The organism is Stappia stellulata DSM 5886 (assembly GCF_000423705.1).
In the GTDB taxonomy this organism is placed as follows: domain Bacteria; phylum Pseudomonadota; class Alphaproteobacteria; order Rhizobiales; family Stappiaceae; genus Stappia; species Stappia stellulata.
The window spans coordinates 538,245-550,945 of record NZ_KE384082.1; the positions used below are offsets into that span (position 1 = coordinate 538,245).

Annotated in this window: 8 protein-coding genes; 3 read left to right on the forward strand and 5 right to left on the reverse strand. The window is 65.4% G+C overall.

Translation table 11 applies throughout. From position 1 onward, the window contains the following. Nucleotides 1-99 precede the first annotated feature (99 nt). On the reverse strand, nt 100-1,257 hold the full coding sequence (locus G572_RS0114860; protein WP_169391323.1) for a lipid II:glycine glycyltransferase FemX: 1,158 nt from the start codon (nt 1,255-1,257) through the stop codon (nt 100-102). 56 nt (nt 1,258-1,313) lie between these two features. After that, nucleotides 1,314-2,555, reverse strand: a complete 1,242-nt coding sequence (locus G572_RS0114865; protein ID WP_029059150.1) for an ATP-binding protein — start codon at nt 2,553-2,555, stop codon at nt 1,314-1,316. A gap of 282 nt (nt 2,556-2,837) precedes the next feature. Between G572_RS0114865 and fabI the strand changes: the two genes are divergently transcribed. From fabI to yghX, 3 genes are all read left to right on the forward strand, one after another. Then, nucleotides 2,838-3,602, forward strand: coding sequence for an enoyl-ACP reductase FabI (gene fabI, locus G572_RS0114870; RefSeq protein WP_029059151.1), 765 nt, complete (start codon nt 2,838-2,840; stop codon nt 3,600-3,602). Between the two features lie 16 nt (nt 3,603-3,618). Next, nucleotides 3,619-5,961 carry a DUF3141 domain-containing protein gene (locus G572_RS24095; protein WP_084650165.1) on the forward strand — a complete coding sequence of 781 codons (2,343 nt, stop codon included), beginning with the start codon at nt 3,619-3,621 and terminating at the stop codon, nt 5,959-5,961. A gap of 125 nt (nt 5,962-6,086) precedes the next feature. Further along, complete coding sequence (gene yghX, locus G572_RS0114880) at nt 6,087-7,007, forward strand: YghX family hydrolase (RefSeq protein WP_029059152.1); 921 nt, start codon at nt 6,087-6,089, stop codon at nt 7,005-7,007. 42 nt (nt 7,008-7,049) lie between these two features. Here the strand turns inward: yghX and G572_RS0114885 are convergent, their stop codons facing one another. From G572_RS0114885 to G572_RS0114895, 3 genes are read right to left on the reverse strand one after another with little or no spacing between them, the layout of a single operon-like run. After that, nucleotides 7,050-10,745, reverse strand: coding sequence for a PLL family lectin (locus G572_RS0114885; protein ID WP_156884638.1), 3,696 nt, complete (start codon nt 10,743-10,745; stop codon nt 7,050-7,052). After that, nucleotides 10,714-11,661, reverse strand: a complete 948-nt coding sequence (locus G572_RS0114890; protein ID WP_029059154.1) for a hypothetical protein — start codon at nt 11,659-11,661, stop codon at nt 10,714-10,716. The genes G572_RS0114885 and G572_RS0114890 overlap by 32 nt, the downstream gene beginning before the upstream one ends. Beyond that, nucleotides 11,654-12,700, reverse strand: coding sequence for a hypothetical protein (locus G572_RS0114895; protein WP_029059155.1), 1,047 nt, complete (start codon nt 12,698-12,700; stop codon nt 11,654-11,656). The genes G572_RS0114890 and G572_RS0114895 overlap by 8 nt, the downstream gene beginning before the upstream one ends. Between the last annotated feature and the right edge of the window lies 1 nt (nt 12,701).

Consider the following 12,701-nt stretch of genomic DNA (forward strand, 5'->3'; position numbering starts at 1 on the left):
GAACATGGCGGCCCCGTCGCGCGCGGCCCGGGCCGCTTTGCACGCCTGCCGTCGCGGCGCGTCCCCCGTCCCCGGCAGCCTCATTTGCGGAACCACACCCTAGCGGCCAAATCGAACGGGAAGCATCTGGGCAAGCGGTTCGCGCAGCCGGTCGCGCACATCCCGCACCGCCATGACCAGTCGCCCGACCACAGCCGCGTATTTGCCGCTGGCGATGACATGCGCGGGCCGTTCGTGGAGGATGACGCCGGTCTTGCCGACCAGTCCGCGCTTGAACTGATGCAGGGGACAAGTCGCCGAACCGGCACCGCCAAGCGCATACCAGCGCATCGCCGGGTCGCGCGACAAATGGCAGAGTACTGCCCATTGCAGCGCATACCCTGCCCGCGTCGGCAACGCATCGTCCGCCGTCGCGCCATAGAGAAATGCCGCCGTGTCACCGCAACAGTCGACCACCGCCATGGCAAGGGGAACGCCGTCCTTGCGGGTGACGAACATGCGCGGGCGCAAGCGCTCCAGCGGGCTGGCCAGCCTGTGCGCCAGGGTGTCGATCGGCGAATAGTCGACGAACTTCTTGCGTGCCAGCATCTCGTGATAGAGGCCGAGAACCTCGTTCAGTCCGGCCTCGCCCTCCACCAGTTCGGTTTGCAGTCCGGCGGCTTCCGCCTTTTTGAGATTGTATCGCCATTTCTGCGAGAAATTCGCCCGCAGCGCCTCCGGGTCCAGATCCACCCTCGCGAAATACCGCAGCGGATTGGAGAACGGGGCCATGCCCTGGAACCCAATCCGCTCCAGTGCCGCGGCCGGCGCGTCCCCGAGATCCGGATCGGGCCTGGGCATGATCATCAGATACTCTTTCTTGCGCCGACACACGTCGTCTGTCACCGCCCGCAAGACCAGTTCGAGCGTCTCCGGGGTCACGGCCTTGCCGTTGCGCCGCCAAACGGGGCCCCAGCGTGTGGAGGTGATCGTACAGCCAAACACCGGCACCTTCACCAGACGCAGAAACGCGCCGCCGACCAATTCGCCGTTTGCGTAGACGGCCAGGCGGCGCAACTGCTCCGGCGCCCGACGCACTTCGTTGAAGCTCTGGAGCTGTTCCTGAACCGCGTCGTCGAACCCGAGCACCAGGCGGTCCCAGTCCTCGGCGGCGACATCTTCCACCCGCACATCGGCCCTCGTTGCGGCGCACACGCCACCGGCTGCCATCGATGGCGCACGGCTTTCCGTCTCCAACGCCAAATCGCGATGGAGCATACCCTGTGGCGCCCCCGCCAACGACCGGTCTGTCGCTCGATGCATGTCAAACCTCGCTAGAGACTGTCTTTGGCAAAACGACCCGGGCTTATTTTCCACATCCGGACGAGTTTGCCGATGCCGGGAAGAACATCGAGGATCGCAAGAAGGCCGGGCAACGGATCGCGCCAGTCGAAACCGACATCGAGTTGCGCGCTCCAACGGGCGCGAATGGCGCGCCCGAGCCAACGACAGGCTTCCCCGTTCGAAACCTGCCCCGTCCGCCAGGCGACCTTGGCGCCGAGCAGGTCGCCCGCAAGCCAGCAATAGCGAAGCGGTGTGCGGTGCGGCTGCCGCCCCTCGTCGGGGCGTCCGTCCAACGACAGACACACATCCAGCAACCGGTCGGTCAGGTCCAGTCCGCAGGCCGCGGGGATCGCGTGATTGCCCGCATAGCGGGGGTTGATCTCCAGAAAGCAGGTCGCGCCCGTTTCCGGATCCACCAGAAACTGCGCACAACCGATCCCGGAATAGCCAAGCGCCGCGATCATCGCCGCGGTGTATCTGCCAAGAGCCGGGTCGGTCGCCCCTGCCACCCCCTCCACCGCCAGCCCGGCTCCGTCGAGCCGGTCGGTGCGGGTGATCTCCACATGCAGCAGGCTGTCGATCCGTCCTTCGCGTGCGGAGAAATAAAGGTTATGTCGCGGCCCCGAGGCCTTGCGTTGCAACAGCAGCGCGCGATGCCCCTCCGGCCAGTCCGGCAGGAGTCGCTCCAATGCTGCGCGGTCCTCCACCGTCACCGCCTTCTCTCCGAGCAGCCGGTGAGACGAGGAGAGCGAACGAATGACGATCGGAAACCCGATGCGGTCCGCTTCGCCGATCAGCTCCGCATGATCGCAGACTTCCGCAAAAGGCGCGACCGGCACGCCGGCGGCCTCGGCGGTGGCCATCATCCGCCGCTTGTCGAGGCAGGCCTCGACAAGCTCAGGCGCCACCATCATCGCCTTGACGCCGCGCGGCAGCACGGCCTCTCCCCCGGCGAAAAAGCGCACGTAGGGCTCGGAGACCGGCACCACAAGGCGAATATCGTCGCGCCGCGCCAGAACCTCCGACAGCGCGCGTGCGAAAGCGGCCGCATCCTCGTCGACCTTCGGATGGGTCCACAAGCGATCCACATGACGCGACAGCGCCGCCCCGCGCTCGAAGCCGTCGAGCCCCGTTGCCACGCGGTAGCCGCGCGCCCTGAGTTCGCGGGCAATCACCATCGTCGGGCGATAGTTGCCAAGAAGGAGCGCATATTGGTTGTCACGTTCGCTCAAATCTTCACCCGTAGACAAAACCGCGCGATTGTCGCCCCCTCGGACGTCAACGACGGGTTGCGGCCAGTTTCCCTATAATCGGCGTATAACTTGAAGTGTTCGTAAACGGCGGGGACGCAAGATGTCCGCCCCTCGGTTCCACCGGTGTTCCGCCATGGCGGACAAGAGACACGCCGCACACGCATTCTCTTCTTGAGACGAGCGATCCCCTTCACGATTGCGACACGTTTTTCGACTATGTTGCGCTGCACCATGACCGAAAAACAAACCCTAGGCCCCTCCATGTTCTCCCTTGAAGGCAAGCGTGCCCTTGTCGTGGGCATCGCCAACGAGCAATCCATCGCCTGGGGCTGCGCGCAGGCGTTCCGCCGTCAGGGCGCTGATCTCGCCGTCACCTATCTGAATGCCAAGGCGGAGCCGCATGTGCGCCCGCTGGCGGAAACGCTCGGCGCGGAGATCGTCGCCCCCCTCGATGTGACCGAGGACAACGAGATGGATGCGGTCTTCGAGGAGATCGAGACCCGCTGGGGGAAGATCGACATCCTGCTCCACTCCATCGCCTATTGCCCGAAGGACGACCTGCACGGGCGGGTGATCGACTGTTCGCGCGACGGCTTCGCCACCGCGATGGACATCTCGGTGCATTCGTATCTGCGCATGATCCGCCGCGCCGAACCCTTGATGTCGGATGGCGGGACCTGCATGACCGTGTCGTTCTACGGCTCGGAAAGGGTCGTCGACCACTACAACATCATGGGACCGGTCAAGGCGGCGCTTGAATCGGTGACCCGCTACGCCGCCGCCGAACTCGGCCCCAAACGCATCTCCGTTCACGCGCTCTCGCCGGGACCGCTCGCCACCCGCGCGGCCAGCGGCATCGACCATTTCGACGAGCTGATGGCCGCCAGCGCGGCCCGCACGCCCAGCCGCCACCTCGCCAGCATCGAGGACATCGGCGCCTATGCCGCCTTTCTCGCCTCCCGCGAGGCGGCAAATGTCACCGGCGGTATTCATCCCATCGACGGCGGTTATCACATCGTCGGCTGACGCATCGAGGTTTGCCATGCAAGACCGTCTTTTCGAGCAACGCCTAAAAGAGGCCGAAGGCTGGAGCGAGGCGGCTGTGCGCCAGCACCGGCTGTGCCAGACCGCCTTGACGCGCCATCTCGACCGTATCCAGACGACCTCCGAACAAAACAGCGCTGCGGCCGAGGCCGCGTGGAAGGGACTGTTTGCAAGCCTCGCCCAGCTGGGCACGCCGGATGCCCTGCTGCAGGCGGGCGCGGACTATGCCACCGACGCCGGCCAGCGGGCGCTCCTCACCCTCGATACCTTGCGCAAGCGCGGCGACATCTTCATCTCGCATGAGGCGGCCGGCGCGCCCCCGGTACTCGTCTACGACTATGAAACGGTGATGGACGGCACCGACCTTCCCCGTCCCTGCAACTACATGCTCTTGAAGATCGCGCCTCCCGCCGGTGTCGAGGTGTTCGACTGGAAGCGTCCCTATGTGATCATCGATCCACGCGCCGGCCACGGACCGGGGATCGGCGGTTTCAAGCCCGACAGCCAGGTCGGCGTGGCACTCAAGGACGGCCATCCGGTGTATTTCGTGGCCTTCCGCCCGATGCCGGAACCCGGGCAGACGCTGGCGGATGTCACCGATGCGGAGGCCGAATTCCTGCGCGAGGTGCATCGGCGTCATCCCGAATCCCCGCGTCCCGTCGTCGTCGGCAACTGCCAGGGCGGCTGGGCCGCGGCCATCCTCGCGGCCACCAACCCGGACCTGACAGGCCCGATCGTGCTGAACGGCGCGCCAATGGCCTATTGGTCCGGGCGTCTCGGCCAGGATCCGATGCGCTACAGCGGCGGAATTCTCGGCGGTGTCCTGCCCGCGCTCATCTCCTCCGACCTCGGAAACGGCGTCTTCGACGGCGCGGACCTGGTGATGAACTTCGAGACCCTCAATCCCGGGCGCACCTGGTTTCGCAAATACTACGACCTCTTCGCCACCATCGACGACGGCGACACCCGCTTTCTGGAGTTCGAGAAATGGTGGGGCGGCTTCTACCTGATGAACGAGCCCGAAATCCGCTGGATCGTGGAAAACCTGTTTGTCGGCAACAAGCTGTCGCGCAACGAAGCCCGCATGGAGACAGGCCGTCCGATCGATCCGAAGGCGATCCGCGCGCCGATCATCGTCTTCGCCTCCCATGGCGACAACATCACGCCGCCGCAACAGGCGCTGAACTGGATCGTCGACACCTATTCCGACGAACGCGAGATCGAGATCCGCGGCCAGCGCATCATCTACATGGTGCACGAGCAGGTCGGCCATCTGGGGATCTTCGTCTCCTCGTCCGTCGCCCGGCGCGAACACACGCAGATGGCCTCGACGCTGAAGACCATCGAGGCTCTCCCGCCCGGCCTCTACGAGATGACGATCGAGGATATCGTCGGCAAGGGACATGAGAAACGCTTCACGGTCTCCTTCCACAAGCGCCGGTTTTCCGACATCGAGGCCGTCGGCAACGACGACCGCGACGAGGAGTTCGCCTTCGCCGCCGTCGCGCGCCTGTCGGAAAACATCGCCGAAGCCTATGACACGACGCTGCGGCCGCTCGTCCAGGCGGGCGTGACGGCACAATCGGCCGAGGTCACGCGCGCGCTGCATCCCTTGCGTCTGCAGCGGCGCCTGCTCGCCTCCGCCAACCCGCTGATGGCGGGCTCGCGCACGGCGGCCGATCATGTCCGCGCGAACCGCCGCGTCGCGGATCCCGACAACCCCTTCATCACGCTCGAACGGTTGTGGGCCAACACGGTCGAGGAAAGCTGGAACCTCGTGCGCGACATGCGCGCCATGGCCACGGAAATGACCTTCCTCTCGCTCTATGCCAGTCCGCTCGCCGCCTGGTTCGGCGCACCCCATGCCAAGAAACGCGCCCACAAGCCGCAAACCGACCTGCGCAACCTGCGCGAGGTGCTCGCCGCGCTCGACCACACCGAAACCGGCGGCTATGCCGAGGCGGTGGTGCGCATGCTGGTGCTGATGGCGGACAGTCGCGGAACCGTGCGCAGCGACCGCCTGCAACGCTCTGCGGAAGTCTTGTCCAGCCATGCCCCCTTCGAGGCAATGGATCCCGCCGCCCGCGCCCGGCTGATCCACGAACAGACCCTGATCGCCCATTTCGAACCGGACCGCGGTCTGCTCGCCCTGCCCCTGCTGCTGACAGAGAAAGACGAGCGGATCACGGCCCTCGAAACGGTCGAATACATCGTCGGCTCGCCGCAGGAAATGGAGCGGGGCACCCGGGAGTTGCTTGCGCGCATGCACGCGATCCTGGAAACGCCCACCCGCGAGACGAAAGCGCCTGCGAAGACGGGAAAGCGAAACCCGGCCGCGTGATTTTTCCGGGATCGAACGGGCAGGAGATCTGGCCTATTCGATCCGCCATCCCATGTTCCTTCTTGCAGGCCCGTCGGGCAGAGAACCCGTCGGCCTGTCCCACCTCCAGAAGAAGGCGCGAACAGATGGACGATCTCGGCACGCATTCGCCCGGCCCGCGACAGCGCAAGACCGCGCGGGATTTCCCGCAGGAATTGCTCGAACTCTACGATTTCTATGCCCATGGTATCATCGACCGGCGCGCCTTCCTCGACCGGGCCGCGAAATTCGCGGTCGGCGGCATCACGGCGACGGCACTGCTCAGCCAGTTGTCGCCCGACTATGCGCTGGCCGAACAGGTGGCGCCCGACGACAGCTCCATCGAGACAAGCCGCATCACCTATCCCTCGCCCGACGGCCATGGCGAGGTGAACGGTTATCTGGTCCGTCCAGCCGGCGCGACGGAGAAGCTGCCGGCGGTGCTCGTGATCCACGAGAACCGCGGCCTCAATCCCTATATCGAGGATGTCGCGCGGCGCATGGCCAAGGCCGGCTTCATGGCGCTCGCCCCCGACGGGCTGACCTCGGTCGGCGGCTACCCCGGCTCCGACGACAGGGGCCGCGAGTTGCAGCGCACCGTCGACGGCACCAAGCTGATGAACGACTTCTTCGCGGGCTTTGAGTATCTGCTGGCGCGCGAGGACGGAACCGGAAAGGTCGGGGCCGTCGGCTTCTGTTACGGCGGCGGCGTCGTCAATGCGATTGCGGTCGCCTATCCCGAGCTTGCCGCCGGCGTGCCCTTCTACGGCCGCCAGCCGGCCTCGGAGGATGTCGCCGCGATCGAGGCCCCGCTCTTGCTGCAATACGCTGGGCTCGACGAGCGCATCAACGCGGGGTGGCCGGACTATGAGGCTGCGCTGAAGGCGGCCGACAAGACCTATACCGCGCACATCTATCCGGATGTAAACCACGGTTTCCACAACGACACGACGCCGCGCTATGACGCGGAAGCCGCCAGGCTTGCGGAGGCGCGCACCGTCGCCTTCTTCCAGGAACACCTGGGCTGATCCCCGGGCGGCCGGGCGAGGTCCGCCTGGCCGCCATGTCCGTCACCCCTCGATGAAGCGGCTTTCGTCCATCTGCCCGACCTCGACCAGTTCGGCAATGGCCACCCCGGCCGAGCCAAGATAGCCGACGACCTGCAGCACCCCGCCGATGAGAGCGGGAATGAAATAGGTCTTGTCCTGCACGTCGGGGATGAAGAGGATCCGCCCGATCTGGCCGGGAATGATGTTCGTCAGCGCGCGGGACAGGCCAAGCTTGGCGAGTGTGTCCTTGTTTTGGCTGTCGTTGTAGTTCCACGCCACCATGATCATGTTGGCGACCCCCCACAGGCACAGCGTCAGCTCTCCGGTGTAGACGCGCGGCCGTCCGCCCGGCACAAGCGCAAGGACAAACAACCCGCGCGTCGGACCGCAGATAAGCTGGGTGATCCAGATCGTGCCGCCGAAGCCGGGATCTCCCGCCGGACAGCTCGGTCCGGGCGACCCGGGCCGGATCAGCCAGGGCATGGTGGCGAAGGTCGTCGTGTAGCGCAGGAGTACGGCGGCAAGGCCGGCAAGCGACTTGCCCTTCGGTTTCCAGCTTCCGACATAGTCCTTGATGTTGGTCGGCAGTTTCGACGGCTGGTCCGGAGAGACCGCTGCCGTTGCGCTCAGGAAGCCGGTCAGATTGTCGGTGAAGAGCCGCACCCCCATGGCCCCGGCATAGACGCCGAGCGCGATCTGGGCGACGACCTTTTCCTGACCTGAATCGAAGGCAACGGCCTTTTCCGTCTGAATGCCGAACTTCGACTTCAGCCAGTCGACGGTGATGTAGTTCTTGTAGGCGTCGAGCGCCGCCTGATCGGGGAAGGGCGCCTTGTTGGTCGCCAGCTTGTAGATCAGCGTCGTGGGAATGGCGATCAGATAGGACGCGATCTGGCTGACGCGGATGGACAGCGTCTTGCCGGTGAAGAACTTGTAGAGCTGGGAAACGATCGGGATTTCCCATTCCGCGAACAAGACATCGCGGAAGGCCTCCACCACGTCCTTGATGAGATCCATCAGCACGGCGATGACGCCCTTGGCCGCATCGAGCGCGAAGAGCGCGACCGCCTCCATCACCTTGACGATGCCGCTGATCAACAGATTGAGCACCTCGTTCGGATTGTCGCCGATCGCGGTGAAATACTCGATCGCCTCGTTGAAGGCCGCCTTTCCGTCCCCGAACTGGAAGTTGTCGGCGAGGTCCTCCAGCATCTGCACCAGCCCTTCCAGCGTGGAGGAAAGCGCCGTCTGGGTCATCAGCGAGACCGAGGTGGTCCCCTTCTCGCTCGCATTGCCGCCGTTTTCCTCATAGGCGTTGGCGAAGAGGTTGTGCTCCAGCTGATAGGCCTGATCGTCGGTCATTTCCTCCTGCTTGGAGAACTGGTCGTAGGTCGGATTGTCCGCCTTGTTCAGCTCCTGCACGAAACTGTCGACCGTGGCCTTCAGGCTGTCCTTCATCGTGTCGATGCCGCCGAGGATCATCTGCTTGACGTGTTCGACGCCGTCGACCGTGAAATCGAGCAACACGCGGGTGTTGTGTTCCACCGCCTCCGCCGTGCGCACGAAATCGCCGATGTTGAACAGGAAGGCGAGCCACTCGAACAGCTGCTTCAGCTTCACCTTCAGCCAGTTCCACACGCCCTGCACGAAGTCGAAGGCCTGTTGCGCGAACTCGATGATCGCCTCGAACACCTTGCCGGCGATCTCGAACAGCACCCGCCCGATGCCGTCGACGATCTCGACCACAATCTTGACCAGCCCGTCGACGACGAATTTCGCCGCGTTCTTGATGCCGTTCCACACATCCCCCCAGTCGATGCCGAGAAAGCCGCCGAGCTCCGCGCCATCCGCGCTGCTCGCCCGCATCATCTCCAGGCGCGAGCTCTTCCAGTCGGCGACGTCATCCAGCGTCATGGCCTGATACTGCGGAAACCCGGAGGAGAAATCGATCGCCCAGGTGGTTCCGTTCATCGCGGCGAGGTTGAGCTTGGGGCTGAAGGCGCGGGCCGCACGGCCGCGTCCGACGGCGTGATAGGCGACCTTGCTGGCCCTGACCTCCTGCTGGCCGGCGATCTGCATCGACGACTGGGTGATCTGCTGCAGGCTTTGCGCATATTCGTCGTTGGTGCGGTATTGTGCGGGAAGCAGGTAGGCTCCGGAGGCATCCTTGGCGTTCTTGATCTCCTCCACCGACAGTGTCGCCAGCTTTTCCTGCAATTGCAGGTTCGGTTCTACCGTGAGCGGCGTGCCGGCAAGCGTCGAGGGGGTCTCGACATAAAGCGTTGCCGCCGCGAGCGCATTGGCGCGCTGATAGACGACCACCTTGCCGTTCGGCCCCGTTTCCACGCCGACACGGTTGAGCTGGCTGCACCGGTAAGAGCGTCCGTCGACAAAGAGCGTCACCAGGAAACTCGCCTGGATCGACACCTTGGCAAAGGGCAGCGGCATGCCGTCGTTGTCGAGCACGACGAGTTCCAGCGCATGGGTCTGGACCGGCACCATTTCGTTGTCGCTCCGATAGAGCGTGACGTGTTCGTCGAACCACTGCTGCGAGGTCGGAGACTGCCAGAAACGCGTCAGTTCGCCGCCCGCCGACACCGTATAGGCTTCCGCATAGCCGGCGAGATCGCGACCGACGGTGAAGATCGAGGCTTTGGATCCCGGATCGGTGGGGATCTCGTTGCCAAGCGGAAACAGCGTGTTCCACACCGGTTCGGCCGAGCGCCCGCTTCCCGGCACCTGTCCGGAGCGCCAAAGCCGTCCGTCGTCGCCGATGCCGAAGACCTGCAGCAGGCCGTCGAAACAGATAGACGCATAGATCTGCGTCAGCTTCACGCCCTGCCCGGCATCGACATAGATCCAGTCGTCGAATTGCTTGAGGGTGCCGGACTGGTACTTTTTCTGCTTCTTGAGCAGCAGCTTGCCGGTGTCCTTCTCCACCGCGAAAATGTTCAGCCGCTGCTCCTGGTCGACAACCACATAGAGCGCCGTCGCCTTCTTGGGGCCAAGCACCCTGAGCGGCGTCGCGCGGTTTGCCTGCTCGCAATAAAGAACCTCGTGGTTCTTGCTGATCGCCAGAATGGACGACTGCACGACGCTGTTTTCCACCATCGCGATCGAAAGGACCTCCGCCTGGGTGCCCCCCGGACCCATCAGCGGTGCCCAGACGGGGCCGTTCCAGGTGTTTTCGCCGGGCGTGAAGAAGTTGTTCGCCAGAAGGCCGAAGGACTCGCCCGGCACATCCAGCATCACATTGACGTAGATGTTGCCGTTGGTCGCACCGCGCACCGCCCGGAATTGCCGGATCGTCTCCGTGGCGTCTTCAGGTTTGGTTTCTTGCTGGAAATAGCTTTCCGTCTCCGGCTTGTAGGAGGCATAGCGAAGCTGGCCGTTGCCGCCGAGCGAGATGATGTTCGGCGTATCGCTGCTTTCGCTCACCGAGGAATAGAGAAAGAGCTGGCGGCCGGTGATCTTCAGATTGGTGTCGTGATAGGGCGCCGCCGCGTCCTCGCCCCGGCGCAGGCGATAGATCTCGTCGTTGGTGCCGATGGTGTAGAGATCGAGATTGCCCGCGACATTGGGGTAGGTCCGGATGTCCGTGCCGCCAAGCGCGGGCTTCGACAGCTGGAAGGTCTCCATGTACTTCGTGCTCGCGCGCGCCGCCGGGAATTCTCCCGCGGACAGTTCAGCGAATGCGGATCTGGGCATGAATGTCATGGGAACCTCCTGAAATCGAAGATGAGGAAAACGGCGTCTGGAATACGTCCGCTACGCGATCCCGGCAGCGGCGGGCGACCTGGAGTGCCGGCGAGCGCCACAACGGGCGTCCGTGCGCATTGCAGTAGAGCGGCCGGTCGTCGTCATGCGCAGCGAAGGTCGCGCGCGGCGCGATCCGCTCCAGCGCGGGGGCAAGCGCGGAAACGCCGGCATCGACCGCCCGCGCCAGCGCCTCGGCCAGTTCGCCGGGATGGGCATAGAAGGGCGCCAGCATCCGAAGCTCAGACAGGGACGGCGGGCCATCCGGCAGAGCGGCCGCAACACGCCCCAACAGCCTCGCCCCGAAGCCGTCGGACGCACGCATGTCGACACCGGCAGCTGCGAGACTTGCAAGCACATTGAGATTGACGATCAGGTCGACCGGATTTGCAGGCGCTCGGGCATCGAGCCATGTTCTGACCAATGGCGGGCGCACGAAGGGCGGATCGCCGCGGCGCGGCGCCTGAACGCCCTGTCCGGCAAAAAGCCCGGACAGGACCGCTGCGGCCTCGCCCGCCGCTCGCCGGCCGCCGGACACCAGCGCCATCCAGGAGAGCGCGGTGTCGTCTGCATCCGGTGGCAGCTGAATGTCGAGCCTCGCCGTCCCTTCCGGCGGATAGAAGAAGAACCCCCCGGCCGGCGCCGCGCAGCTTTCGACGAAATCGAGCGCCCGGGCCATCGCCTGGCGCAGCTTCCGTGCCCGCGCTGCATCGAGACGAACGTCGCGTTCGGCGAGCCCCGAAAGGATCAGCGCCACCTGCGCGGTGACGAAACAGGTCTCGTCCTCCAGCGGACCGTCCGGTCCCTCGACGCAGGAGGGAAAGGCGCCGGAAGGGGCCTGACGGGCCAGGAGATCCAGGAGCAGCGCATCAGGCATGACGCGCCTCGCGATCTGCGCCGACGCACAGACCCGCCTCCGCCGCTGCTCTCGCGCCGGTCGAAGGCGGCGACAGGGCAATCGTCGCGGTCGCATGCATCGGCTGGCCCTGCGCCAGCATCACGCCGACCAGCCCGTGCTCGGGCACCTGGCCGTTTTCGTCCGGCCGGCTCAAGGCGTCATAGTCTTCCATCGGCCAGCCCCTCTCGCCACCGACCCTGAGAAGGGCGGCACGGGTGCGCGCGGCCGGTCCGAGCAAGGCGGTGGCATTCGAATACCAGGTGAAGACCGAGGCGCCGCCCGCAGCCTGTAAAGCGACACTGAAGCCCATGTCATAGGAGGGCAGTTCGAAACGGACCGTGCGTTGTGTCAGGGCGCCGATAAAATCGACGACCTCCTGCCCGCGTTCGGGGCAGGAAAAGCGGCGCATCAGCGTATCGAGTTCCGCCGGATACAATCGTGCGCACCGGTAATAAAGCTCCACGCCTCCCGAGGCCGGATCGAGGCCGATCATGGTCAACCGGATTTGCCGGCGCGGCAGGACCGCCGGTCGGCCGGCCATCTCTTCGTCGAGAGACTGCCAGGCACATCCCTGCGGCACATCGAGATAGAGCTTGTCGCGCATCTCCCCGCCGGCGACGCGAAGCCCGAGCCAGGCGCCGTAGCGCCCCGCGAAATCGCGCTGCCAATCCGCCACACGCGCCGCAACCGCCGCCTGCGCGGCCGCAAGGGGCCGGGACAACGCCGCCCGGCACAGGCTTGCGCGCTCCGAGGCCGTGGCGTCGGGACAAGGATCGAGGCTCACCCGCACCCCGGGCGTGGGCCACACCAGCGCGGCTTCCAGCGGCGCACCGGCCGGCGTAAGCCTGCTCGGCGTCGAGCATGGCGCGGATGGCGCGACCCGCGCCACCTCGTCGATCAGCCGTCCGGCGTCGCTTGCGATGGGCGACGAGAGGTCGCCCAGCCTTGCAAAGCCGGCGGCGCCCCCCGCGCCGCCATGAGCTGCACCGCCGCCATCCATGGACAGGGCGTCGGACATT

Excerpts from the sequence above, each read along its gene's own strand:
- G572_RS24095 (WP_084650165.1), top strand. The coding sequence starts at position 3,619 with ATGCAAGACCGTCTTTTCGAGCAACGCCTAAAAGAGGCCGAAGGCTGG.
- G572_RS0114890 (WP_029059154.1), bottom strand. The coding sequence starts at position 11,661 with ATGCCTGATGCGCTGCTCCTGGATCTCCTGGCCCGTCAGGCCCCTTCC.
- G572_RS0114885 (WP_156884638.1), bottom strand. The coding sequence starts at position 10,745 with ATGACATTCATGCCCAGATCCGCATTCGCTGAACTGTCCGCGGGAGAA.
- yghX (WP_029059152.1), top strand. The coding sequence starts at position 6,087 with ATGGACGATCTCGGCACGCATTCGCCCGGCCCGCGACAGCGCAAGACC.
- G572_RS0114895 (WP_029059155.1), bottom strand. The coding sequence starts at position 12,700 with ATGTCCGACGCCCTGTCCATGGATGGCGGCGGTGCAGCTCATGGCGGC.
- fabI (WP_029059151.1), top strand. The coding sequence starts at position 2,838 with ATGTTCTCCCTTGAAGGCAAGCGTGCCCTTGTCGTGGGCATCGCCAAC.
- G572_RS0114860 (WP_169391323.1), bottom strand. The coding sequence starts at position 1,257 with ATGCTCCATCGCGATTTGGCGTTGGAGACGGAAAGCCGTGCGCCATCG.